The organism is Pseudomonas maioricensis, from assembly GCF_022790535.1.
Lineage (GTDB): Bacteria > Pseudomonadota > Gammaproteobacteria > Pseudomonadales > Pseudomonadaceae > Aquipseudomonas > Aquipseudomonas maioricensis.
Window position 1 is genome coordinate 220,177 of sequence record NZ_LOHG01000011.1, and the last position, 23,735, is coordinate 243,911.

The 23,735-nt window shown below is 58.1% G+C and carries 19 protein-coding genes; 13 read left to right on the plus strand and 6 right to left on the minus strand.

Annotated elements, in window-relative coordinates:
• Positions 1–20 precede the first annotated feature (20 nt).
• The gene (locus tag AUC61_RS18390; RefSeq protein ID WP_243247605.1) at positions 21–203 is read left to right on the plus strand and encodes a hypothetical protein; all 183 of its coding nucleotides are present in this window, start codon (positions 21–23) and stop codon (positions 201–203) included.
• A gap of 261 nt (positions 204–464) precedes the next feature.
• On the plus strand, positions 465–1,142 hold the full coding sequence (gene alkB / locus AUC61_RS18395) for a DNA oxidative demethylase AlkB (protein ID WP_243247606.1): 678 nt from the start codon (positions 465–467) through the stop codon (positions 1,140–1,142).
• Here the strand turns inward: alkB and AUC61_RS18400 are convergent.
• Genes AUC61_RS18400 through gnd form a run of 4 tightly spaced genes read right to left on the minus strand, consistent with a single transcriptional unit; the run spans position 1,126 to position 6,305 of the window.
• On the minus strand, positions 1,126–2,946 hold the full coding sequence (locus AUC61_RS18400) for a glycoside hydrolase family 15 protein (protein WP_243247607.1): 1,821 nt from the start codon (positions 2,944–2,946) through the stop codon (positions 1,126–1,128). The genes alkB and AUC61_RS18400 overlap by 17 nt on opposite strands.
• Positions 2,947–2,984: 38 nt before the next feature.
• Positions 2,985–3,803, minus strand: a complete 819-nt coding sequence (locus tag AUC61_RS18405; protein ID WP_243247608.1) for an HAD family hydrolase — start codon at positions 3,801–3,803, stop codon at positions 2,985–2,987.
• A complete protein-coding gene (gene zwf / locus AUC61_RS18410) occupies positions 3,796–5,328 on the minus strand; it encodes a glucose-6-phosphate dehydrogenase (protein ID WP_243247609.1) in 1,533 nt (510 codons plus the stop codon). Before zwf ends, AUC61_RS18405 begins: the two co-directional genes overlap by 8 nt.
• On the minus strand, positions 5,328–6,305 hold the full coding sequence (gene gnd, locus AUC61_RS18415; RefSeq protein ID WP_243247610.1) for a phosphogluconate dehydrogenase (NAD(+)-dependent, decarboxylating): 978 nt from the start codon (positions 6,303–6,305) through the stop codon (positions 5,328–5,330). Before gnd ends, zwf begins: the two co-directional genes overlap by 1 nt.
• A 332-nt stretch (positions 6,306–6,637) precedes the next feature.
• On the opposite strand from gnd, the gene AUC61_RS18420 reads away from it, so the two are divergent.
• Complete coding sequence (locus AUC61_RS18420; RefSeq protein ID WP_243247611.1) at positions 6,638–6,811, plus strand: DUF6026 family protein; 174 nt, start codon at positions 6,638–6,640, stop codon at positions 6,809–6,811.
• Between the two features lie 251 nt (positions 6,812–7,062).
• On the opposite strand, the gene AUC61_RS18425 is transcribed toward AUC61_RS18420, so the two are convergent.
• Positions 7,063–7,554 (minus strand): GNAT family N-acetyltransferase, encoded by a 492-nt coding sequence (locus tag AUC61_RS18425; protein ID WP_243247612.1) that lies wholly within the window; start codon positions 7,552–7,554, stop codon positions 7,063–7,065.
• Positions 7,555–8,151: 597 nt separating this feature from the next.
• On the opposite strand from AUC61_RS18425, the gene glgA reads away from it, so the two are divergent.
• The 10 genes from glgA to AUC61_RS18475 all read left to right on the plus strand — a co-directional run bounded on the left by glgA (position 8,152) and on the right by AUC61_RS18475 (position 22,268).
• Entirely contained in the window at positions 8,152–9,741 is a 1,590-nt protein-coding gene (glgA, locus tag AUC61_RS18430) for a glycogen synthase GlgA (RefSeq protein ID WP_243247613.1), read from the plus strand.
• A 14-nt stretch (positions 9,742–9,755) separates the two neighbouring features.
• On the plus strand, positions 9,756–11,570 hold the full coding sequence (gene treZ / locus AUC61_RS18435; RefSeq protein WP_243247614.1) for a malto-oligosyltrehalose trehalohydrolase: 1,815 nt from the start codon (positions 9,756–9,758) through the stop codon (positions 11,568–11,570).
• Positions 11,560–13,638, plus strand: a complete 2,079-nt coding sequence (malQ, locus tag AUC61_RS18440; protein WP_243247615.1) for a 4-alpha-glucanotransferase — start codon at positions 11,560–11,562, stop codon at positions 13,636–13,638. Before treZ ends, malQ begins: the two co-directional genes overlap by 11 nt.
• On the plus strand, positions 13,635–16,415 hold the full coding sequence (locus tag AUC61_RS18445; RefSeq protein ID WP_243247616.1) for a malto-oligosyltrehalose synthase: 2,781 nt from the start codon (positions 13,635–13,637) through the stop codon (positions 16,413–16,415). The genes malQ and AUC61_RS18445 overlap by 4 nt, the downstream gene beginning before the upstream one ends.
• A gap of 15 nt (positions 16,416–16,430) precedes the next feature.
• Positions 16,431–16,883, plus strand: coding sequence for a DUF2934 domain-containing protein (locus AUC61_RS18450; protein ID WP_243247617.1), 453 nt, complete (start codon positions 16,431–16,433; stop codon positions 16,881–16,883).
• Between the two features lie 160 nt (positions 16,884–17,043).
• The gene (gene glgX / locus AUC61_RS18455) at positions 17,044–19,239 is read left to right on the plus strand and encodes a glycogen debranching protein GlgX (protein ID WP_243247618.1); all 2,196 of its coding nucleotides are present in this window, start codon (positions 17,044–17,046) and stop codon (positions 19,237–19,239) included.
• Positions 19,236–20,255 carry an acyl-CoA dehydrogenase family protein gene (locus AUC61_RS18460; RefSeq protein WP_243247619.1) on the plus strand — a complete coding sequence of 340 codons (1,020 nt, stop codon included), beginning with the start codon at positions 19,236–19,238 and terminating at the stop codon, positions 20,253–20,255. Before glgX ends, AUC61_RS18460 begins: the two co-directional genes overlap by 4 nt.
• Positions 20,252–21,013: a PIG-L deacetylase family protein gene (locus tag AUC61_RS18465; protein WP_243247620.1), complete on the plus strand. Its 762-nt coding sequence runs from the start codon at positions 20,252–20,254 to the stop codon at positions 21,011–21,013. The genes AUC61_RS18460 and AUC61_RS18465 overlap by 4 nt, the downstream gene beginning before the upstream one ends.
• On the plus strand, positions 21,010–21,609 hold the full coding sequence (locus tag AUC61_RS18470; protein ID WP_243247621.1) for an SAM-dependent methyltransferase: 600 nt from the start codon (positions 21,010–21,012) through the stop codon (positions 21,607–21,609). The genes AUC61_RS18465 and AUC61_RS18470 overlap by 4 nt, the downstream gene beginning before the upstream one ends.
• A complete protein-coding gene (locus AUC61_RS18475; protein WP_243247622.1) occupies positions 21,606–22,268 on the plus strand; it encodes a glycosyltransferase family 2 protein in 663 nt (220 codons plus the stop codon). Before AUC61_RS18470 ends, AUC61_RS18475 begins: the two co-directional genes overlap by 4 nt.
• A gap of 40 nt (positions 22,269–22,308) precedes the next feature.
• On the opposite strand, the gene AUC61_RS18480 is transcribed toward AUC61_RS18475, so the two are convergent.
• Positions 22,309–23,352 (minus strand): alpha/beta hydrolase family protein, encoded by a 1,044-nt coding sequence (locus AUC61_RS18480; protein WP_243247633.1) that lies wholly within the window; start codon positions 23,350–23,352, stop codon positions 22,309–22,311.
• Between the last annotated feature and the right edge of the window lie 383 nt (positions 23,353–23,735).

Here is a 23,735-nt window from a genome sequence, read left to right on the forward strand (position 1 = left end):
CCCATACTGAAGGAGCCAACGTGAACACGCCTGCCCCAAGAACTACCAAATTTGCTGTCAGCTACAAACTCAACGGCGAACGCCGCTTCGAGTTCGCTCAATTACAGTCGGCATCTGTAGAAGAAGCAAGGAATGCCCTGCAAAAAATGCACGGCGATAGCAGCGATGTGATCAGCGACGTAAAAGTCAGCAAAGCCCTTTAGTTCCGTCATTGAAAAAGATAGCACACGCTCTGTGGAAGCTGCGCGGGCGTCCAGGTCACCCCTTGGTCTCGCGGCAAACGGGCGGCCTGTAGGAGCCGAGTTGTTGGCGAGACATCAGGCCTGCCTGGTCAGAAAGTCCGCCTCACCAACAAGTTAGCTCCTACCGAAAGTGCATTTCAATTCAGGGGTTCTTCTACAGTTCGATAAGAGCCGCCGCGCAGTATCGCAGCAGACATTGGGTCCGTAGGAGCCCCCAACGCCATGAAACGGGAAAGCACAACACCGACCACGTTCGACCTGTTCGCCGAGGAGCCAGCACCCAGCTCCGGCACCGAACAGATCGGCCCCTGCTCATGGGTATTGCGCGGCCTGGCACTACCTGAAGTCGATACCTTGCTGGCAGCACTGGAAGACATTCTGATCAGAGCGCCTTTCAGGCATATGGTGACGCCGGGCGGTTTCACCATGTCGGCGGCGCTGAGCAGTTGCGGCAGCTTTGGCTGGATGACTGACCGCAGCGGCTATCGCTACACCCCAACCGATCCCCAAAGCGGTTTGCCATGGCCGGACATTCCAACGGGTTTCATGATGTTGGCCCAGCGCGCAGCGCATAAGTGTGGTTTCAATGGGTTTGTTCCGGATGCCTGCCTGATCAACCAGTACATCCCCGGCGCCAAAATGTCTTTGCACCAGGACAAAGACGAAAAGCACTACGAATGGCCAGTGGTATCGGTTTCTCTGGGGTTGCCTGCAATCTTTCTGTTTGGCGGAGATCAGCGCCACGACAAACCCCAGCGGATACCGCTCATGCACGGCGACGTGGTGGTCTGGGGTGGTGAGGACCGGCTGCGTTTTCATGGCGTACTGCCCATCAAACCCGGTCATCACCCCTTGCTTGGAGAACAGCGCATCAACTTCACGTTCAGGCGGGCACTTTAACCTCACCGGTAGCGCGAGACTTCACCGGGCAGACCACCCGGTGCAGGTTGAGGGCGGTATTGATAATGCCAATATGGCTGAACGCCTGAGGGAAGTTGCCCAGCATGCGCTTTTCACGAGGGTCGTATTGCTCGGCGAGCAGCCCCAGGTCGTTGCACAGCCCGCACAGTCGATCAAATAATGCAGCAGCCTCCGGCTCCCGCCCCATGAGCACATAGACATCGGCCAACCAGAACGAACACACCAGAAACGTCCCTTCGTGCCCCGCGACGCCATCAACGCTGTGCTCGGTGTCATATCGCAACAGCAAGCCGTCCTGAATCAGACTTCTCTCGATGGCCGCAACGGTACCTACCACACGCGGGTCGTCGGCCGGCAGAAACCCCGTCAAGGCTATCTGCAGCAGGCTGGCATCCAGCGCGGGCGAGCCATAAGTTTGCGTAAAGCTGCCGATGGCCGGGTCATAACCGTTAAGGCACACATCGGCATGGATATCGTCAGCCACCTCGCGGTAATGATCCGCCAGTGCCCGATCTTCATCACTTTGCGCCAACTCGGCGAGCAACGTGGCGTTTCGGTCAAAGGCCACCCAGGTCATGACCTTGGAATGGGTAAAGTGGCGAGGCTCGGAGCGAATTTCCCAGATGCCCTTATCCGGCAAGTGCCAGACTTTTTCGAGAAACGGCATGATCACTCTGGAAATCGCAATGCTGCGCGGCGGTCGCGGCAACCCCCCCTTGATCGCCTGAATCATGGCGTCGGCAACTTCGCCATAGACGTCCAGTTGCATTTGCGTCGCGGCTCCGTTGCCTATGCGTACAGGACGCGAAGCCTCATAGCCATTGAGCCAGGGCAACTCGAATTCTGGCAGACGCCTTTCACCGCCAAGCCCGTACATGATCTGGATCTGCTCGGGATTGCCTGCAACCGAGCGCATCAACCATTCACGCCAGGCCGCTGCCTCCTCGAAATAACCTAGATTCATGAACGCCAATAGCGTCATGGTCGCATCCCGCAACCAGCAATAGCGGTAATCCCAATTGCGCTCACCGCCCAACTGTTCCGGCAGCGAGGTGGTGACTGCCGCAACAATGCCGCCCGTGGGCTGGTAGGTCATCGCTTTCAACGTGATCAACGAACGCTTGACCTGTGCGGTCCATGGCCCCACCTCGGGACAGCGATCCGAGAACTCAAGCCAGAAGTACTCGGTTGCCGCCAGAGCAGACTCGGCGTCGATCCCCTCGTGAACAGGTTCGTAAGACGCCTGATGGCTCAGCACAAACGCCTCGCGCTCCCCAGCGTCGATACGGAAATGGCAACCGGTGTGATGATCCAGCGCCTTCAGGGGTTCTGGTGCACGCAGCACCAGCATTTCAGGCCCCGCCACAGCACTCAGCGTTTGACCTGCCTTGTTCTCAACCCACGGCACGCTGCTGCCGTAGTCAAAGCGAATGGCGAGGTCCATGTCAAAAAACACATGTCCGCTCAGGCCGACGACAATCCGTACGACATGGCTGCCCTCGCCCGGCGGCATGAAATCGACCAGCATTGCGCGCCCAGTCGAGGTTTCAAACACGGTTTCGAGAATCAGCGTGCCTTCCCGATAACGGCGCTCGGAGCTGATTAACGCTTCGCTTGGGGCAATTTTCCAACGCCCGTTATCCGTGTCGCCGAGCAAGGCAGCGAAACACGCAGGCGAATCAAATCGAGGGAAGCACAACCAGTCCAGCGAACCATCTCTGGCCACCAGCGCGGCCGTTTTGCAGTTGCCCAGCAGTGCGTAGTCTTCGATCAACGCGGCCATGAACAAGCATCCGTAATCAGTTGAGCATCAAGAGCCAATCAGCGTGGCAACAGGTAGCGCTCGATAGCGCTGGCAACTCCATCTTGCAGGTTAGTGCCGGTGACGACGTCGGCCTCGTTGCGGACGCTCTCTTCAGCCTGACCCATGGCGATTGAAAGCCCGGCTTTATGAAACATGGCAACATCGTTACCTCCATCGCCAATCGCCGCGGTGTGGGCCATGTCGACACCCGACTGACCTGCGAGAATGACCAGAGCGTTGCCCTTGTTGGCGTCCAGAGCTGTTACATCGAGGTAATACAACTGTGAACGCGCAGCATGCGCCTGCCCTGCGATCAAGGGATTGAGTCGACTTTCAAGCTGCTTCAGCAAGTCAAAATCGGTACTGGCGGCGACAATCTTGTCGACGCGATCCAGCCACGGCTCGAAGCTTTCGACCTGGACCGGCTCGTAGCCCAGCGTCGTACGTTCATGCTCGACGTAAGCACCTTCCGGATCGATCAAAAACCATTGATCATCCGCAAATACCCATACCGCCACCTCGTATCGGGAAAACAATTCGATACAGGTTCGGGCGGCCACCGGGTCGATACGGTAGGCAAACAGGACACGCCCATCCGGGGCAACGATATTGGCGCCGTTGAACCCGGCAGTAGGTAACTGGACGCCCAGCGCTTCGATCTGTTGCCGCATGGCGCGTGGTGGACGACTGCTTGCCACCGTAAAATGGATTCCGGCATCACGCAGCCTCGCAACAGCGTCAATAGTCGCTTGACTCAAACTGTGATCAGGCCGCAGCAATGTCCCGTCGATATCCGACAGTACAAATCGAATGTTTGATTGATGCTCTTCAGGCATTGATATCCCGCCACTCTCGACCGTCTTTGCCCAGCAACGTATCCGCCGAAGTGGGTCCGTCCCCTCCAGCGGCATACAGCTCGACCTGAGGGTTGTTCTTCCAGGCATCCAGAAATGGCTGTACGGCACGCCATCCGTTTTCAATGTTGTCAGCACGCTGGAACAGGGTCTGATCCCCGGTCAGGCAGTCGTAGATCAAGGTTTCATAGCCGGTAGACGGCTGCATCTCGAAGAAATCCTTGTACTCGAAGCCCAGCTCGATGTCTTCCATGTGCAGGTTGGGCCCAGGACGCTTGGCGTACAGGTCAAACCACATGCCCTCGTTGGGCTGGATCTGAATGCGCAGATAGTTGGGTTTGATGCGATCGATCTCGGTATCACGAAACTGTGCATACGGCGCTGGCTTGAAGCAGATAGCAATTTCGGTGCTGCGTTTACTCATGCGCTTGCCGGTGCGCAGGTAAAACGGCACCCCGACCCAACGCCAGTTGTCGATCATGACCTTGAGTGCAACAAAGGTTTCAGTGGTGCTGTCAGGATCGACCTTGTTTTCCTGGCGGTAGCCCGGCACCTCCTCATCGCCCTTGCGGCCCTGCGCGTATTGGCCACGGACAGAGTTGGCCAGGGCCTCCTCTTCACTCCAGGGACGAATCGCGCCGACGACCTTGGCTTTCTCACCGCGAACCGCGTCTGCACCGAAGGCGGCTGGCGGTTCCATGGCAACCATGGCCAGCAGCTGGAACAGGTGATTGGGAACCATGTCGCGCAGTGCGCCGGTATGCTCATAGAAACTGCCACGCGTCTCGACCCCGACAGTTTCCGCTGCGGTGATTTGCACGTGGTCGATGTAATGGTTATTCCAGAACGACTCGAACAGAGCGTTGGAAAAACGACTGACCAGAATGTTCTGGACCGTCTCTTTGCCCAGATAGTGGTCAATCCGGTAGATCTGCTTCTCGGTCATGACTTTGAGCAGGCACTCATTGAGTGCAACAGCGCTGGGCAGATCCGAGCCAAACGGCTTTTCGATCACAACCCGACGAAATGAACCAGGCTCCTCGCTCAATAACCCGGAGGAGCCCAGCCGTGTAGCCACTTCGCTGAAAAAACGCGGAGCAGTGGCGAGATAGAAGACGGCGTTGCCGGTACCGGTGCTTTTGATCTTCTCGGCAATATCGCCATAAGTCGAGTCATCGAGAAAGTCGCCCTGTACATAGCTGATCCGTCCTGCCAGCTTGCGCCAGAGTTCAGGATCGAGAGGATCCTTGCCGTCGTCCGCGACCTTGCTGGCAGCCTCCTGACGGATGAAATCCTCAAGTTTCTTTGCAAAGTCGACGTCGCTGATCGCGTTATGGTCAACGCCGACGATATACAGGTTTTCATCAACCAGACCGTCCCTGCTCAGGTTGTAGAGCGCCGGCATAAGCAGGCGCTTCACAAGGTCCCCATGGGCACCGAACAGGAACAGCGTGGTGGGTGGCGCAACTTCAGGCTTTTGCCGGGTACTGCTGCGCGATAATCCCATTACTTGGGACCTTCCTTGTGACCACCGAAGCCAAAGCGCATTGCCGACAGCATCTTGTCTGCATAAGAGCTCTTCTGGCGGGAGCGGAAACGGGCAAACAGAGCACTGGAAAGAACCGGAACGGGTACCGCCTGCTCCATCGCGGCTTCGATTGTCCAGCGACCTTCGCCACTGTCAGCCACGGCGCCGGAGTACGCATCCAGTTGCGGGTCAGTGGCCAGAGCATCAGCCGTCAGATCCAGCAGCCACGAAGACACCACGCTGCCCCGACGCCAGACTTCAGCGATATCAGCCATGTTCAAGTCGAAACGCTGCTCGGCAGGAAGGTTCTCGGAGTTCTTCTGCTTGAGGATGTCGAAGCCTTCGGCGAAGGCTTGCATCATGCCGTACTCAATACCGTTATGGATCATCTTCACGAAGTGGCCAGAACCCGCCGGGCCGGCGTGAATATAGCCACGCTCGGCACGGTCATCGGCAGAGGTGCGACCTTTGGTGCGTTCTACCGAACCCATGCCTGGAGCCAGCGTGGCGAACAACGGATCCAGGCGCTGGACCACAGCAGCTTCACCGCCAATCATCATGCAGTAGCCACGCTCAAGCCCCCATACGCCGCCGGAGGTACCCACGTCGACGTAATTAAGGCCCTTGGCTGTCAGCGCCTGTGCGCGACGGACATCGTCCTTATAGAAAGTATTGCCACCATCGATGATCACATCATCAGCGTCCAGCAATTCACTCAGAACATTGATGGTCTCTTCAGTCGGCTCACCGGCAGGAAGCATGACCCACACGGCGCGGGGCTTTTCCATGGCCGCTACCAGCGCTGGCAGATCCGCTACGGCTGTCGAACCTTCCTTGGCCAGAGCACTGCGCGAAGCTTCATCACGATCGTAAACCACGGTAGTGTGGCCATTAAGCATCAGGCGTCTTGCAATATTGCCGCCCATGCGGCCCAGTCCGATGATTCCAAGTTGCATGCTGGTGCTCCGTAATTCGCAAAAACAAAAAATGTTACCTCATTGTACAGCTCACTTCGTTGTGAGCCAGCCATGAGCATGATTTTTAAGGCCCTGTTTTGCCGCTAGACCAGAGCCTGCGGGGGCTGTAGTATGGCCAATAGACACCAGCGCGAATGTGACGATTATTGAGATCAAGAAACGTTCGCGACAATTGAAAATAAAAAAGTTCCATTTTCCCGCAAAAGAAATCAGAATTGCTGCCGATAGAGAGGTAAGCAGAGGCGAGTCGGCGCATCGATAGTCATTTGCCAGGACCTTTCATGTTGAATCCGCCATTTGCGAGGTGAGCAATGGGCACTGTACTACCGGCAACTGCACCACAAACTCTCTATGTCACTGTCCGTCGTGACGAACTGCGCCAGCTTAAAGAAGAGCGCGAACAATTGCTGAGCAAGGTCGCTCATTTGAGCCTCATGCTGCAACAAGCGCAATTGATGCACTCCGGCACTGCCCTGCAAGCCTGAGCCCTGCCCGCTCGTTGCCTCTGCGTAACGTAGCCTGACGAATAGCGGCAAGCCCGATTGGCTGGCTTGCCCCTGGCAATACCCTCCCTGAATCCCTTTCTTTGCTTCGGCGACATCTACCTATAGATGCAGCGTCTGCTGCGCGATAGCTCATTTGCTGCACGCCTTCAGAAGCTCCGACCCGACACCCTGTCTAACGTTCAAACCCGCCAGCGGTTTAACGGACAAGTGATCAGGCCGGTTATAAGCAATTAAAGCGTCTTCTGCCAGAACATTGCCTTGCCCATCTGCGGATCCAGCTCGTAACCCGCAAAACCAAGCTTGCGATAGGCTCCCTGGGCAATCAGGTTACCCTCCAGCACCTCAAGCGTCAGTTTGCAGCACCCACGCTGGCGAGCGATTTCTTCTACCTTGGCCAGCATCTTCTGACTGATGCCCAGGCCTCTATACTGACCCAGTACCGCGACATCGTGAATATTGACCAGCGGGCGACACTGGAAAGTGGAAAAACCCTCAAAGCAGTTGACCAGCCCGACCGGCTCACCGGAAATAAAAGCCAGAACGCTGAACGCATGTGGACGCTTGGCCAATTCGATCGCCAGTTGCTGCTGGGTATCGGCCGACAACGACTCACCACCTCCCATGACATCCTCGGCGTACTGATTGAGCATGAAGCCAATCGCTTGCGCGTGTACCGGGTTGGTGTAACTGGCTTGCAGTACCAAAACTTCAGGGCTATCCATTACGTCCTCTTGCAACTGCTTGATCACAGGCATGGTTGACTCGAACCGAGCCGGGTCGTCGATTCTATCCCGCCATGCGCGAAAATGTTTCGATCAACTCTGAGGAAAATTCTACGGGCGCCCTACGATCAGGCGACCCATGCACCATGAAATAGCGTTCGCTGTCGTAGGACTCCATTCTTGCCCCTCGTAGGCTCCTTCAACGCAGTGGCTGGAGGCACGTGCAGCATCATCGTCAAACAATCCGACGATCGGTAATTCTCGTGCTCCACGGCAGGTTCTTCGCTCTAACAAAGAGCATTGAGTCATCTGGCCACTAGTTTTTCTGGATTATCAAGCGTCACACACACGCCTCCGAAGCCCATTCCAGACATTTCCCACAAAAAAAGTCGAAACTTTCTCTTGAGCGCACAGGTCATCTCTTAAGAGCGCCTATGCTGTTGGCTATGCCCGCATTTTGGCGCTACCAAGCTGTCCGTGAATCACGCAAACAGTAAATGGGTACTGATCTTGCGTAGCGCATGTGTGCTCGGCCATAGGACATGGCCAATAACAAATCTAATGCAGTACCAACACTGTATTGAATGGGAGAAATCGATGATTAGCGCCGCTGTCAAAACCCAGAAGGGAGAGAGTTTTAATCAGCCGGCCAGCGAGCTGACTCATCTGCCGGTCTTCGCTACGACGAGCGTTCCACAGCTGCAGCTACCTGCCGTTTCACAGCCAACAATAGTGGCAAGCAACAGACGCAAAGTCTTGTTTGTCACTTCCGAGCTGGCTGACCTGGTGAAAACCGGTGGTCTTGGTGATGTTTCTGCTGCACTGCCGCGAGCCATGCGTCACCTGCACGACGTCCGAGTGCTGATTCCCGGCTACCCGCAAGTGCTGAATAGTGGCAACCCGATCCATGTGATCAGTCAGTTGGGCGGTCATGCTGCCCTGCCACCCTGCAAGATCGGCCGTATGGACATGAAAGACGGCCTGGTGATTTATGTGCTGATTTGCCCTGAACTGTATGAGCGCGAAGGGACGCCTTATGCGGACAATCAGGGACGTGACTGGTCCGACAACCATATTCGCTTCGCCCGCCTGGGTCTGGCTGCTGCAGAATTCGCTGCGGGTGCGGTAAAAACCCAATGGTGTCCTGAGCTGGTTCATGCCCACGACTGGCCAGCGGGTCTGGCTCCTGCCTACATGAAGTGGCGCGGGCAGACGACGCCAACCATCTTCACCATCCATAACCTGGCTTATCAAGGCACCGTGAGCACAGCGTCCAGCCGCGAGCTGGGCATTCCGGATGAAGCGCTCAGCGCAGACGGTATGGAGTTTTACGGCAAGCTCTCGTTCATCAAAGCCGGCATGGCCTACTCCAGCCATATCACCACGGTCAGCGCCACTTACGCCAAAGAAATTACCACGCCTGAATTCGGTTGCGGCCTGGAAGGCTTCCTTCAGCACAAAGCCAATCGCGGCCAGCTCAGTGGTATCCCGAATGGCATCGACGCCAGCTGGGATGCGGCAACTGACGAGCATTTGATTTGCCACTTTGCGCCCAACGAATGGCAGCGCAAGGAGATCAATGCTGATCACGTCCGTGAGTTGTTCGAGCTGGAGCCGTCTACCGGCCCGCTGTTCGCCGTCGTTTCGCGACTGGTTTATCAGAAGGGCCTGGACCTCACCATCGGCGTCGCCGAGCACATCGTCAACAACGGTGGCCAGATCGCAATTATTGGTCGTGGCGAGCCTGAAGAAGAGGATGCCATGCGCGCCCTGGCGGAACGCTTCCCTGGTCAGATTGGCGTGCGTATCGGCTTCAACGAGACCGACGCCCGTCGCATGTTCGCTGGCAGTGACTTCTTGCTGATGCCTTCACGTTACGAGCCATGCGGGCTGAGCCAGATGTATGCGCAGCGTTTCGGTTCGCTACCGGTCGCCCGCAACACCGGCGGTCTGGCTGACACCATTGAAGATGGCGTCACTGGTTTCCTGTTCGACGAGTCAACCGTCGAAAGCTACACCGAAGCATTGAACCGTGCCTTCAAGGTGTTCTCCAACCCTGCACTGATCAACGCCATGCGTTGCCGGGCAATGGCAGCACCTTTCAACTGGCACCAAGCGGTAGAGCCTTATGCAGAGCTCTATCAGGACCTGCTGAAAAAGAATGTGGGTACTGCTCTTCACTATTGACCAAGGAATAACGGATGCCTTTGCGTACGGACGAGAGCTGGCGCCACGGCGCCGTCTTGCTGGATTCTGGCTATACGCGGTTTGCCCTCTGGGCGCCCGACGCCTACTACGTCAGTGTTGAACTTGAGGGTGGCCAGTCTCTGGCCATGCTCCCCCAGAACGAAGGATGGTTCATTCTCGAGGCCCGCTGCCCAGCGGGCACTCGATACCGCTACAACATCGACGGGGAGCTTGAAGTCCCCGATCCCGCCTCCCGCGCTCAATCCTCGGACGTCCATTCGCACAGCGTGGTGGTCGACCCTCTCGCCTACGAATGGCAAAACACCGGCTGGCAGGGACGTCCCTGGCATGAAGCGGTCATTTATGAGCTTCATGTGGGTGCGCTGGGCGGCTATGCGGGGGTAGAAGCCCATCTGGAACGTCTCGCCGAACTGGGTGTGACCGCCATCGAGCTCATGCCGATTGCGCAGTTCCCCGGCACACGCAACTGGGGATACGACGGTGTTTTGCCTTATGCGCCGCAATCCTCTTACGGTACGCCGGAGCAACTCAAACACCTGATCGATACCGCGCACGGTCACGGCCTGATGGTGATTCTTGACGTCGTTTACAACCATTTCGGCCCCGACGGCAATTATCTGGGCCGCTACGCCAAAGGCTTCTTCCGTAATGACGTGAAGACGCCATGGGGCGATGCCATCGACTTCCGGCGTCGTGAAGTACGCGACTTCTTTATCGACAATGCGTTGATGTGGCTGCTGGAGTATCGATTCGACGGCCTGCGCATGGACGCCGTGCACGCCATCAATGACGCGACGTTTCTCCAGGAGTTTGCCCACAAGATACGTGAGCAGATCGATGCTCCAAGGCACGTTTGGCTGAACCTCGAAAACGAGTTCAATCAGGCCAGCCTGCTCGAACAAGGCTATGACGCGCAATGGAACGACGACGGGCACAACACGTTGCACGTGCTGTTGACTGGCGAGACGGACGCGTACTATTCGGACTTCGCCCATCAGGCCACTGACAAGCTGGCCCGCTTGCTGAGTCAGGGCTTTGTCTATCAGGGCGAACCCACCCGGCACGGCCACACCCGTGGTGAGTCCAGCAGTCATCTGCCACCCAGTGCTTTCGTATTATTCCTGCAGAACCATGACCAGATCGGCAACCGTGCCTTTGGCGAACGCCTGCCGCAAATCTGTCACGGCCCTGCGTTACGTGCGGCCACCGCGTTATGGCTCCTCTCCCCCATGATCCCCCTGATGTTCATGGGCGATGAGTGGGCTGCCAGCGAACCGTTTCTGTTCTTCACCGATCACCACGGCGAATTGGCTGATGCCGTGCGCGAGGGGCGGCGTGGCGAGTTTGCCGACTTCGCGGCGTTTGCTGACGAAGAAAAACGCGACCACATCCCGGACCCGAATGACCCGGCGACATTCGAAGCGTCCAGACCGGCGTTTGACGCGGTATACCTGGAAACCGATAAGGGCAGCGATCACCAAAGCTGGCTTGAACTCTATCGCCAACTGCTGGCAATCCGTCACCAGCAAATCGTGCCGCGTTTGCCCGGCAGTCATGCCTTGGGCGCAGAGGTGCTAAGCGAAGGTGCGGTTTCCGCTCGCTGGCAAATGGGCGACGGCGCAGTCCTGCGTATCGACCTCAACCTGACAGAACATGCGGTTACCGCTCCCGAATGGAAAGGCGGCAATGTTCTTTTTGAAACCCTGCCACATGCGGCAGAACTTTCCCGACGAGGCATCCTCAATCCATACACGGCCATTGTCAGCCTGATAGCAACCGATGTTCTGGAGGAACAGGATGAGCAATGAGCAATTGGAGAACCTGGCGACCGAAGCAGGCTTATCGGTCGACTGGATTGATGCAAACGGTCGCGCGCAACGCGTCAGCCCCGAAGTCCTGAGTAAAGTACTGGGCTGCCTGGGCTTTGCGGCTGATGACAACCTGCAGATCGACGCCAGCCTGCAGCGCCTGAAAAACGCTCATCACCAGCCGACACCGCCGCCACTGCTGACCGTAGACCATGGCAGCAACCTCGACTTGAGCGCCTGGTTCGAACCCGGCACGCCGTTCGTGCTGCATCTGGAAGACGGTGCAACCATCGACGCCAACCTGACCGCCAATGCCGCCCTGCCCGGTCTGGCTCCGGTCGGCTATCAACAACTGAACATCGCTGGTCAGCACCTGACGATTGCCGTAGCACCTGCAAGCTGCTTCAGCCTGGCCCAGGCGAAAGACAGCCGGGTCGCTCGCGCATGGGGCCTGACGGTGCAGTTGTATGGTTTGCGTCGCGAAGGTGACGGTGGCTTTGGGGATACGCAGGCACTCGAAAGTCTGGCCCGTGCGGCCGGTGAGCGCGGTGCCGACGCGCTGGCGATCAGCCCGGTGCACGCGATGTTTGCCAATGACCCACACCGTTACAGCCCCTATTCACCGTCGAGCCGATTGTTTCTCAACAGCCTGTACTCCTCGCCAGGCACGATTCTGGGCGAGCGCGCCTTGCGCATGGCTATCGATGAATCAGGCCTGGGCGATGAGCTAAAACGCCTTGAAGAGTTGCCGTTGATTGATTGGCCTGCTGCGGCCAGCGCCAAGTGGAAAGTACTGCGCAAGCTGTATGACGCTTTTAGCGGCAGTGATCACCCATTGCATGAAGACTTCAACAGCTTCCGCCACAACGGCGGCGAAGCCCTTGAAAACCATTGTCGCTTCGAAGCCATTCGTGATGAATGTCCACGTCTGGGCATGAGCGACAACTGGCATGAATGGTCAGAAGAATTCAAGAATCCGCGCAGTGAGGCGATTGCCCGCTTCGCAGCCAACCACAGCGAGCAAATCGGCTTCTATGCCTTTACCCAATGGCTGATGGCCCGCGGGCTGGAACGAGCGCAGACCGCCGCTCGCAGCAGTGGTATGAGCGTTGGCCTGATCGCCGACCTGGCCGTTGGCGCTGATGGTGCGGGTAGCCAGGCCTGGAGCCGCCAGGATGAATTACTCTCGGCGCTCAGCGTCGGCGCACCGCCAGACATTCTCAATCGTGCAGGCCAGAGCTGGGGGATTTCTGCGTTCTCGCCCGAAGGCCTCAAACGCAATGGCTTTCGCGCTTTTATCGAAATGCTGCGGGCTAACTTCGCTCATGCGGGAGGCCTGCGCATTGACCACATCATGGGCTTGCAGCGCCTCTGGGTGGTGCCGTTGGGTTCCCCCGCCAGTGAAGGCGCGTACCTGAATTATCCGCTCGACGACATGCTCCGCCTGCTAAGCCTCGAATCGTGGCGTCACAAAGCAATCGTTCTCGGCGAAGACTTGGGTACGGTCCCTCCAGGTCTGCATGAAAAACTGGCGGCCCGGGCAATCCTGGGCATGCGAGTGCTGCTGTTCGAACAACACAACGCGCACTTCAAGCCGATTCTCGATTGGTCCGATCAGGCGCTCGCCACCACCAGCACCCATGATCTGCCGACACTGGCGGGATGGCTGGCTGAAAACGATATTGCCTGGAACCTGCGCCTCGGCATGGTCGACGAGCAGCAGGCGCAACACTGGCGAGAAGAGCGGATGCGCGAACGCGACGGGCTGCGTCAGGTGCTGAGCCAGAACTCTACTAATTTCAGCGACGGACGTCCGGATGCAGAACAAATGATCGACGCCAGCATCCGCTACATCGGCCACACCCGGGCACCTCTGGTGCTTTTGCCGATGGAAGACGCCATGGGCCTGACCGAACAATTCAACCTGCCCGGTGATACTCCGCAACACCCGAACTGGCGCAGACGTATTCCCGGAAAAAGCGCGACACTTATGGATCATGAAGCCGTGGCTCGACGCGTTGAACTGCTTTCTCAGGCTCGCCTGCAGGCTGCGGAGCGTGACCAATGAGCCCCCGTCTGGATACCCTGCGGGCCACACAGCGCCTGCAATTTCACAAAGATTTCACCCTGGATGACGCAGTAGCGCTGGTGCCCTACTTCGCCAGTCTCGGCATCAGCCATATCTATGCGTCGCCGTTGCTCAAGGCTCGGGCTGGTTCCATGCATGGCTACGACGTTGTGGACCCACGCGTGATCAACCCGGAACTGGGTGGCGAACCCGCGCTGCGCCGGCTGGTCGGAGCCCTGCGCGAAAAGGGCATGGGCCTGATTCTGGACATCGTGTCCAACCACATGGCCGTCGGCGGCGCCGACAACCCGTGGTGGCTTGATCTGCTGGAATGGGGACGCCGCAGCCCTTATGCGGATTTCTTCGATATCCAGTGGCACTCACCGGATCCGCTGCTGAAAGGCCAGCTGCTGCTGCCTTTTCTCAGCACCGATTACGGGACGGTGTTGCAAGCCGGGGAAATCCCGTTGTGTTTCGACCCCGAGCATGGCGTGTTCTACATCGAGCACTATCAACACCACTTCCCGATCAACCCCGGCACCTACGGCCCGCTGCTTGAGTCCGACGAGAATCCATTGCTGGATGAACTGAGCAAGCGTTTCTCAGCGCTTGATCAGTTCCCCCAGGCGTGGGAACGCGCCAGGCAGGCTCGTGCCGAGCTCGTAGAGCTGGTCAAAGACAAGTCGATTGCCAAGGTCATTGACCAAGCATTGCAGCGCTACGATTCACGTCAGCCTGAGGGCTTTGACCGCCTGCACCGCCTGCTGGAGGCCCAGCATTATCGCCTCGCGAGTTGGCGGACTGCGGGCGATGACATCAACTGGCGGCGTTTCTTCGACATCAACGAACTGGGCGGCTTGCGGGTCGAGCGGCCTAACGTGTTCGAGGCGACTCACGGCAAAATCTTCGAGCTGATCAGCGAAGGCCTGGTGGACGGCCTGCGTATCGACCACATCGACGGCCTGGCAGACCCTCGCGGGTACTGCCGTAAATTACGTCGACGGGTTAACGGCCTGCTCGCCGCCCGTCCGGCGGGCGCTGAGCTGGAGCATCTGCCGATCTTCGTCGAAAAGATTCTCGGACCTGATGAATCACTGCGCGAAGACTGGGGCGTCGATGGCACCACCGGTTATGAGTTCATGAACCAGGTGTCGTTGTTGCAGCACGATCCGAAAGGCCAGGAACCCCTGGCGGAACTCTGGAGCCGCATCAGCGAACGTACCGCCGACTTCGATCAGGAAGTGCTCGAAGCGCGCGATCTGGTACTGCACGGCACGCTGGCAGGCGACTTTGAAAACGTCGCCCAGTCTTTGCTGCAAGTAGCCCGTAGCGACCTGATGAGCCGGGACCTTACTCTGGGTGCGATTCGCCGGGCCCTGCTTGCACTGGTGGTGAATTTCCCGATCTATCGAACCTACATCAGTGTCTGTGGACGCTCTGCCGAAGACGAGCGCTTCTTCCAGCAGGCAATGGAAGGTGCGCGTGGCATGCTGAGTGAAGGTGACTGGCCAGTGCTGGATTACCTGCAGCGCTGGTTGGGCGGCGAACCGTGGCGCACATTGCCACGAGGCAAACAACGCAAGCTCAACAAAAACGCTTGCGTGCGCTTCCAGCAACTGACCTCCCCGGTAGCTGCCAAATCGGTGGAAGACACCTCGTTCTATCGCAGTGCGGTGCTGCTGTCGCGCAACGATGTCGGGTTTCATCCGCAGCATTTCAGTGCGCCGGTTCAGGCGTTCCATGACGCCTGTATCGCTCGCAGCGAAGCCTTCCCGGACAACCTGCTGACCACCGCAACCCACGACCACAAACGTGGCGAAGACACCCGTACACGTCTGGCGGTGCTCAGCGAATGTGCAGGATGGTATGCCGAACAGGTAGAACGTTGGCGCCAGTTGGCGATCCCGCTCAAGGGCGAAGAAAACCCCATCAGTCCGGGGGATGAGCTGATGCTGTATCAGGCGATGCTCGGCAGCTGGCCGCTGGACATGCAGGAAGATGCATTCGAGAGCTACGCTGAGCGCCTCGTCAAATGGCAAGAAAAAGCGCTGCGCGAAGCCAAACTGCAAAGCAGCTGGAGTGCGGCCAACGAACCGTATGAGCGATCCTGCCGTGAGTTCCTGCAAAGTATTTTGCTTAGCCCTCAAGGTCTGGCGCTGCGTCAGTCGTTGGGAGCCACGGCCAATCGCATTGCCACCACCGGCGCGCTGAACAGCCTGGCGCAAACCTTGCTTCGTATGACAGCGCCCGGTGTACCTGATTTGTATCAGGGCACCGAGTACTGGGATTTCAGCCTGGTGGATCCAGATAACCGCCGCCCTGTTGACTACGCGGCCCGCCAACGAACATTGAAACAGACATCCACCGTCAGCGACCTGCTGGTCTCCTGGCAGAATGGCCAGATCAAGCAGGCACTGATCCATCAAGTGCTTGACCTGCGGGCCAGACACTCTGCGCTGTTCAGTCGCGGAGAGTATGTGCCGCTGCAGGTGGTCGGTGATCACGCTGAGCAGGTGATGGCGTTTGCCCGTGTTCTTGACGCAGAACAGGCTATCGTTGTTGTGCCACGTTTGTGCAATGAACTATTGGGTACAGCCCAAACTCCATTCATCAATGCTGAAAACTGGGGGGACACGCGGGTCGTTCTACCGTTCGCGGAGGCAAATCGAAGTTGGAAGGGACTTTTTTCAGACGCCGTAGTCACAACAGACAAGGAGTTGCTGCTCAGCGCAGCACTCGAGGAATTTTCTGTAAATCTGTTTATTCAGTCTAAGTAATTGGGGAGTGTCGAGATGAGTGCCGACGAAAAGCGAATTCGCGAGTTTGCGTATCAGATATGGGAGTCCGAAGGGAAACCTTCGGGCCAGGATGCACGCCATTGGGAAATGGCTCGCAAACTGGCTGAAGCCGAAGCGTTGGCACCCGACAAGTCCACGGCACGCAAGGCTGCAAAGCCGAAGTTGCCCAAGGTTGACGGGGCTAAGGATCCGAAACCTGCCGCCAGCAAGGCTAAACCGCCAGCGGCTAAATCTGCTCCAAAGCCAGCACCTAAAGCTGCGGACAAGTCTGCGGTGAAGCCTGCTGCCAAACCTGCGGCGAAGCCGACTCCTGCCAAAAGCAAACCAGCAGCTACCCAGGCCGAACAACCTGCGAAACCTGCCGCCAAGCCAGCAGCCAAGACAGCGCCAGCTAAACCTGCAGCAAAGTCATCACCCAAAAAACCAGGTAAACCACCCGCGCCCTGATTCCTCCAGGACGCTGCTTGAACCCCGTACCGCAGGGATCACCGTCGCATCGACTGTGACCTGCGGTAATCCAGACTTATTACTTCGACTTGTTGAAGCGCCTTTGCTTCGACTGCGGTCTCGGCCGCCCCGAAAAAACACCAGCCGTCAGGAACGCACAATGAACACGCAGTCCAAAAACGCAAAAAAAGAAAGTCAGAAAAGTGCATCCGCACAGGCTAAACAGGTCGAAGCCAGCGTTTCCCGTATTCGCGAAGGTCTTCCCTTCCCGCTGGGCGCCAGTTGGGACGGCCTCGGTGTCAACTTCGCGATCTTCTCGGCTAACGCCACCAAAGTTGAGCTGTGCCTGTTTGACGCCAGCGGCGAAGTTGAACTTGAACGTATCGAATTGCCGGAATACACCGATGAGATCTATCACGGTTACTTGCCTGACGCTCACCCAGGGCTGATTTACGGCTACCGTGTCTACGGTCCTTACGACCCGCAGAACGGCCATCGCTTCAACCACAACAAACTGCTGATCGACCCGTACGCCAAGCAATTGGTGGGCGAACTGAAATGGTCCGAAGCGCTGTTCGGTTACACCATCGGTCACCCGGATGGCGACCTGAGCTTTGACGAACGCGACAGTGCCCCATTCGTCCCCAAGAGCAAAGTCATCGACCCGGCCTATACCTGGGGCCGCGATCAGCGAGTCAGCGTGCCATGGGACAAGACCATCCTGTATGAAACCCACACTCGCGGTTTCACCATGCGTCATCCTTCGGTGCCTGATGAATTCAAAGGCACCTTTTCCGGGTTGATGGTAGCCGACGTGATCGACCACATTCGCAAGCTGGGTGTGACCTCCGTCGAGCTGTTGCCGATTCATGCGTTCGTCAACGATCAGCATTTGCTGCAAAAAGGCATGACCAACTATTGGGGCTACAATAGCATCGCGTTTTTTGCCCCAGATCCGCGTTACCTCGCGCACGGTAAAATTGCCGAGTTCAAGGAAATGGTCGCGCACATGCACCATGCCGGCCTGGAAGTGATTCTCGACGTGGTTTACAACCACACCGCAGAAGGCAACGAGCTTGGTCCGACCCTTTCCATGCGGGGTATCGACAACGCCTCGTACTACCGCTTGATGCCCGATGACAAACGTTTCTACATCAACGATTCCGGGACGGGTAACACCCTCGACCTGAGCCACCCTTGCGTACTGCAAATGGTCACCGACTCCCTGCGTTACTGGGCCTCGGAAATGCACGTCGACGGCTTCCGCTTCGACCTGGCGACCATTCTAGGCCGTTACCACGATGGCTTCGACGAGCGTCACAGCTTCCTTGTGGCCTGCCGTCAGGATCCGGTGCTGCGTCAGGTGAAACTGATCGCCGAGCCTTGGGACTGTGGTCCAGGCGGCTATCAAGTGGGTGGTTTCCCACCGGGCTGGATGGAATGGAACGACAAATTCCGTGACACCGTTCGTGCGTTCTGGAAAGGCGATGAAGGCCAGTTGGCGGATTTTGCCGGGCGCATGACCGCGTCGGGCAACATGTTCAACCAGCGTGGTCGCAGACCCCAGGCGTCGGTCAATTTCATCACTGCACATGACGGTTTTACTCTGCACGACCTTGTCTCCTACAACGACAAGCACAACGAAGCCAACGACGAGAACAATCAGGACGGCAGCAACAACAATCTGTCCTGGAACCACGGCGTCGAAGGCCCGACTGACGATCCGCAAATCAACGAATTGCGCCTGCGTCAGATGCGTAACTTCTTCGCCACCCTGTTGCTGGCACAAGGCACGCCGATGGTTGTGGCGGGTGACGAGTTCGCACGCACCCAACACGGCAATAACAATGCCTATTGCCAGGACAGTGAGATTGGCTGGGTCAACTGGGACCTGGACGAAGATGGCAAGTCGTTGCTCAAGTTCGTCAAACGCCTGATCAAACTTCGTCAGACCTACCCGATTCTGCGTCGCAGCCGCTTCCTGGTGGGCGATTACAACGAAGAGATCGGCGTCAAGGACGTCACCTGGTTGTCTCCGGATGGCAACGAGATGGGCATCGAGCAGTGGGAAGACGCTCACGGACGTTGCCTGGGCATGCTGATGGACGGCCGGGCTCAAGAGACCGGTATTCGTCGTCCGGGGGCCGATGCAACGTTGCTGCTGGCCGTCAACTCGCACCACGACGGGGTCAACTTCACCCTGCCGCAAGTTCCGGAAGGCGCACACTGGACCTGCCTGATTGATACCAATCAGCCCGACATGAAAGCCAATGAGCAATTTGGTTTTGGTGAGCACTACACCATCACCGCCCGCTCACTGCTGCTGTTTGAATTGCAGCACGATGAACAGCCATGAGCCAGGCGCTGAGTGAGTTCCTTGGCTGGCGCAAGCACGGCTATGCCGATACGCGCGCGTTGGGTGAGTGCTTGCAGGCGTTGATCGACGAAGGGCTGGACCAACTGCCCTCACCTACCAGCGGCCAGATACTTGAGCGTTGGCAGGCGTTGGCGTGTGTTGCCGGGCATGATCTGGGGCTGTGCAAACTGTATGAGGGCCATACCGACGCGTTGGCCATCATGCAGGAAGTCGGCGCTGGCGCTCCGCAAGCAGGAACCAGTTGGGGCATGTGGGCGGCTGAGCCGCCCCAGGCTCGCGTCAATCTGCAGCGCAAGGGCGACGTGCTGCACGTCAACGGCCGTAAAGCCTGGTGCTCGGGCGCAGCGGTACTCAGCCATGCATTGATGACGGCTTGGGATGAAGATGGCCAACAGCAGTTGGTCGCCGTCGACCTCAAGCAGTCCGGGGTCAATATTACTCAGGAAGGTTGGCGCGCCGTGGGAATGGGCGCCACAGGCAGTGTCGGGGTGGAATTCAGCCGCGCTGAAGGAGTGGCCGTCGGCAAGCCCGGGGATTATCTGGCCAGACCCGGTTTCTGGCAGGGCGGCATCGGTATTGCCGCGTGCTGGTATGGCGCTTCCCGAGCCTTGGCGCAGCGCCTGTTAACGCAGGCCTGCAAATCCCCCGAGCCTCATGCCATGGCCCATCTGGGCGCTGTGGACGTCGCACTCTACAGCGCATGGACGACTCTGCAGCATGCGGCCCAGACCATTAATCAGTCACCGACCTCGGACGCGCAGCTTTTGGCACGTCGTAGCCGGGCGGTAATAGAACACAGTGCAGAGCAAGTCATTTTGCATGTCGGCCACGCACTGGGTGCAGGTCCTTACTGCAAGGATGCGCACTTTGCCCGACTGATCGCCGACCTTCCGGTTTTCCTGCGTCAGAGCCATGCCGAGCGCGACCTGGCAGCGCTTGCAGATCTGACCACTACGCAAGCATTACCTGCGCCATCAAGGATGTGGCAACTATGAGCAAAGACAACCCTATTGTTGGCAGAGGCACGTCTCTACAGGCCTGGAATGGCTCAAAGAAACTGGCCGGGCTGCCATTAATCAGCGCAGGTGAACTGGTCCCGGTCAATTCCCGGGCGGTGATTATCGCGCCCCATCCGGATGACGAAGTACTCGGTTGTGGTGGCCTGATGCATCAACTGGCACAACTGGGGCGACCGCTGAAGCTGATTTCAGTGACTGACGGCAGCGCCAGCCATCCCGGCTCGGCAACCTGGCCGGCCGAGAGGTTGAGCGTGGTTCGCCCGCAAGAAAGCGCTGAAGCGTTACGCCGTCTGGATCTGCCCATGCACAGCCTGAAGTGGATCCGGGGCGGCTTTGCGGATACCACCGTCGCTCAGCAGGAAGATCAACTGACGGCCTTCATCGCCCGCTACCTGCAGCCCACTGATGTGGTGTTCACGACCTGGGCAAATGATGGCCATGCTGACCATGAAGCGGTAGGTCGCGCCAGCGCAAGGGCCGCCCATTCTGTCGGCGCACGCCTGCACGAGGTGCCTGTCTGGGCCTGGCATTGGGCATCCCCTGAAGATGATCGATTGCCTTGGGAACGGGCACACAAGATCCCGCTGGACCCACAGACCATCGCCCGCAAACGCCACGCCGCCCACGCCTTCGCCAGTCAGCTCGAAGGTGATCCGCACATCGGCCTGGAGCCGGTTCTGGCGGCTGATGTCCTGGAGCGTTTGATGCAGCCTTTCGAGGTGGTATTCCTGTGAGTGTCGATGACCGCTATTTCGAACAGCTTTTCCAGCAAAGCGATGACCCGTGGGCGTTCAAGCTCCGCTGGTATGAACGTCGTAAAAGGGCGCTAACCCTCGCCGCCCTCCCCCGCGAGCGTTATGTGTCGGTGTTCGAGCCCGGGTGCGCCAATGGTGAACTCAGCGCCGATCTCGCCACCCGTTGCGACCGGTTGCTGGTCTGCGACACCAACCTCTCAGCGGTTGAACTCGCACGTCAGCGGCTCGCAGCGTTCAACCATGTGCAGGTCATGCACGCTCGCCTGCCTCAGCAATGGCCGACGGCACGTTTCGATCTGATCGTGTTCAGCGAACTGGGTTATTACCTGGATGAAACCGATCTGAATCGCTGGATCGATCATGCCCTGGCTTCCCTGACAGAAGACGGTCAAGTGCTGGCCTGTCATTGGCGGCCAGCTATCGAAGGTTGCCCGCTTGATGCGCAAAAGGTTCACGCAATTCTTGCAGACCGTCTGGACATGACCCGGCTTGTCAGCCATCACGAAACAGACTTTCTTCTGGAGGTATGGAGTCGTGATGGGACATCAGTCGCAGAAAAGGAAAAGCTACGATGATTGGCGTACTCATCCCGGTTCACAATGAAGATCAACTGCTTGGGCAATGCCTGCAAACCGTATTAAAGGCGGGAGAGCATCCTGCACTGGCCGCCGAGCAAGTGGTCGTCCTGGTGGTGCTCGACAGCTGCACGGATGAATCTTCTGTGATTGCGCAGCAGTACAACGTCCAGACCGTTGAGGTCAGCGTCCGCAACGTCGGCCAGGCACGCGCCGCCGGAGCCGCAGTGTTACTTGAACAAGGTGCCCGCTGGATTGCCTGTACCGATGGCGACAGCACCGTCGCCGAAGACTGGCTGGTGGAGCAACTGGCCCTGGACGCCGACGCCGTGTGCGGTACCGTGACGCCGGGCATATGGCAGGACAACATTCCGCTTGAGGCGCAGATTCGCTATCAGCAGGGCTATCAACATCGTGACGGCCATCGGCACGTGCATGGCGCTAATCTGGGCATCAGTGCAGCCGCATATCGACTGGCGGGCGGCTTCCCACCGCTGGCCTGTCACGAGGACGTGCATTTGATTCGTCAACTGGAACTGAGCGGTGCCCGCATCGCCTGGAGTTGCCGCCCTAGAGTCACCACCAGCACGCGACTTGAAGCACGTGCCGCAGGCGGTTTTGCGGACTATCTGCGGACGCTGGTGGCAGAGCCGGGTTAAGGCTCACGGGCGCAGGCGAATCACCGCCAGGCCAATCCAATCAAGGTTCTTGATGGGCAGTCTGCAAACCGCTGTTGCGCAATTCAGGCATGCCCAACGCTTCCTCGAAGAAACGCACGGCCTCTGCACTGAGGTTGCGATGGATATCCTCCCGGTCGACGCCCTCGCGGTCATTGCACATCACAGGCGCTGTCGCGCGTAGCTCATCGCTGCACGGAGCCATGAACACGAAATGCCCCGCCCCGGCCAACAGCTTGTACTCCGGCGTCTGCGGTAATTTACGCGCCAACGCTTCGGCATTCTGATCCACCGCGAGAAGCTCATCCCCGTCACCGCTATACAACAACACCGGGACATGTACGTCTGCCAGCGTATGGCGGCCAAACATCAACGTCAGTGGCGCCATCAACATCAGCGCGCCCACTCGCGGATCAGCCTGAGGATGCAGATCGTCGCGATCCAGCAGCAACTCGCCCCCGGTTTTGCAGGCGTCCCGATCGTCCGGGCGCTCAGTGCAGTAGTTTTTCAGTCGCTGTAGATCTGGCTGCGCACCGGCAAGGATCAGGGCGGTTTCGCCTCCTGCCGAGTAGCCAATGACCCCGACCTGGTCAGCACTGATGTAAGGCGCCAGCGCCGGGTCGAGCAGCGCACTGGTGATCGCTTCGGAGATTTGCAGGGGGCGCCCGTACAAATTGCTGACGCTGCCCAGCCTGCTGTGGTCGATGGTGTTGTCGCCAGGGTGGATGACTGCCACGACGACGAAGCCTTGTCTCGCCAGCGAGGTGGCCAGGTCATGCAGCGCCAGTGGGGTTCCGGTGTTGCCGTGGGACAGCAGCACGAGAGGAAAACGGCCCAGCGCTATGGGAGCTTCAAGCCCTGCGTCTACGGTGTAGCCCTGAATGTTGCTGGATTGCTCAACGGCTGTAGAGGGGTAGAACGCGATTGCCTGCATTGGCTGGGAGTCGAGCGGATCAGGGAAGCTGAGGCGGTGGTAGCCGACACTCCAGGTGTCGTCAGCCTGAGCCTGCACTGAAATCAGGCTTTGGGTCAGGCACACCAGCAATAGTGCACAAAGACGTACCATCGGGCGATCCAACCTATGCAGGTCCGAAAGGAAACCATCCAGCGGTGTAACCCGGTCTGGAGCGAGCGTCATGCTCTGTCGCTCATCCTGGTAACAACTGCTTACAGGTATCAGAGTCGCGACTTTGAAATTAGTGCACAAGTTGGGCCAAAAATTGGCGGAAAATTTATGGTTGGCATACCTCAGATGCGTTGAGTTTTAGTCTTAAGACCGTAATTCATCACTTTGTGTACATATCGGTTTTTCAGTAACGGCTCGTATTGGTTGCGCTTTTACAGCGCGTCACTTTTGATGGAGCGCAAAAGTAACCAAAACGCTCTTGCCCCACCACTTGGCACCTCGCTGTCGCTCGGTGTATCCGCCCGCAGATTCTGAACCGTGGG

Coding starts and splice junctions, on each gene's coding strand:
- AUC61_RS18400 (WP_243247607.1), bottom strand. CDS start 2,946: ATGGCCGCGTTGATCGAAGACTACGCACTGCTGGGCAACTGCAAAACG.
- AUC61_RS18405 (WP_243247608.1), bottom strand. CDS start 3,803: ATGCCTGAAGAGCATCAATCAAACATTCGATTTGTACTGTCGGATATC.
- gnd (WP_243247610.1), bottom strand. CDS start 6,305: ATGCAACTTGGAATCATCGGACTGGGCCGCATGGGCGGCAATATTGCA.
- AUC61_RS18460 (WP_243247619.1), top strand. CDS start 19,236: ATGAGCCAGGCGCTGAGTGAGTTCCTTGGCTGGCGCAAGCACGGCTAT.
- AUC61_RS18425 (WP_243247612.1), bottom strand. CDS start 7,554: ATGGATAGCCCTGAAGTTTTGGTACTGCAAGCCAGTTACACCAACCCG.
- treZ (WP_243247614.1), top strand. CDS start 9,756: ATGCCTTTGCGTACGGACGAGAGCTGGCGCCACGGCGCCGTCTTGCTG.
- glgX (WP_243247618.1), top strand. CDS start 17,044: ATGAACACGCAGTCCAAAAACGCAAAAAAAGAAAGTCAGAAAAGTGCA.
- AUC61_RS18450 (WP_243247617.1), top strand. CDS start 16,431: ATGAGTGCCGACGAAAAGCGAATTCGCGAGTTTGCGTATCAGATATGG.
- AUC61_RS18420 (WP_243247611.1), top strand. CDS start 6,638: ATGGGCACTGTACTACCGGCAACTGCACCACAAACTCTCTATGTCACT.
- zwf (WP_243247609.1), bottom strand. CDS start 5,328: ATGGGATTATCGCGCAGCAGTACCCGGCAAAAGCCTGAAGTTGCGCCA.
- malQ (WP_243247615.1), top strand. CDS start 11,560: ATGAGCAATGAGCAATTGGAGAACCTGGCGACCGAAGCAGGCTTATCG.
- AUC61_RS18465 (WP_243247620.1), top strand. CDS start 20,252: ATGAGCAAAGACAACCCTATTGTTGGCAGAGGCACGTCTCTACAGGCC.
- AUC61_RS18480 (WP_243247633.1), bottom strand. CDS start 23,352: ATGGTACGTCTTTGTGCACTATTGCTGGTGTGCCTGACCCAAAGCCTG.
- AUC61_RS18475 (WP_243247622.1), top strand. CDS start 21,606: ATGATTGGCGTACTCATCCCGGTTCACAATGAAGATCAACTGCTTGGG.
- AUC61_RS18445 (WP_243247616.1), top strand. CDS start 13,635: ATGAGCCCCCGTCTGGATACCCTGCGGGCCACACAGCGCCTGCAATTT.
- glgA (WP_243247613.1), top strand. CDS start 8,152: ATGATTAGCGCCGCTGTCAAAACCCAGAAGGGAGAGAGTTTTAATCAG.
- alkB (WP_243247606.1), top strand. CDS start 465: ATGAAACGGGAAAGCACAACACCGACCACGTTCGACCTGTTCGCCGAG.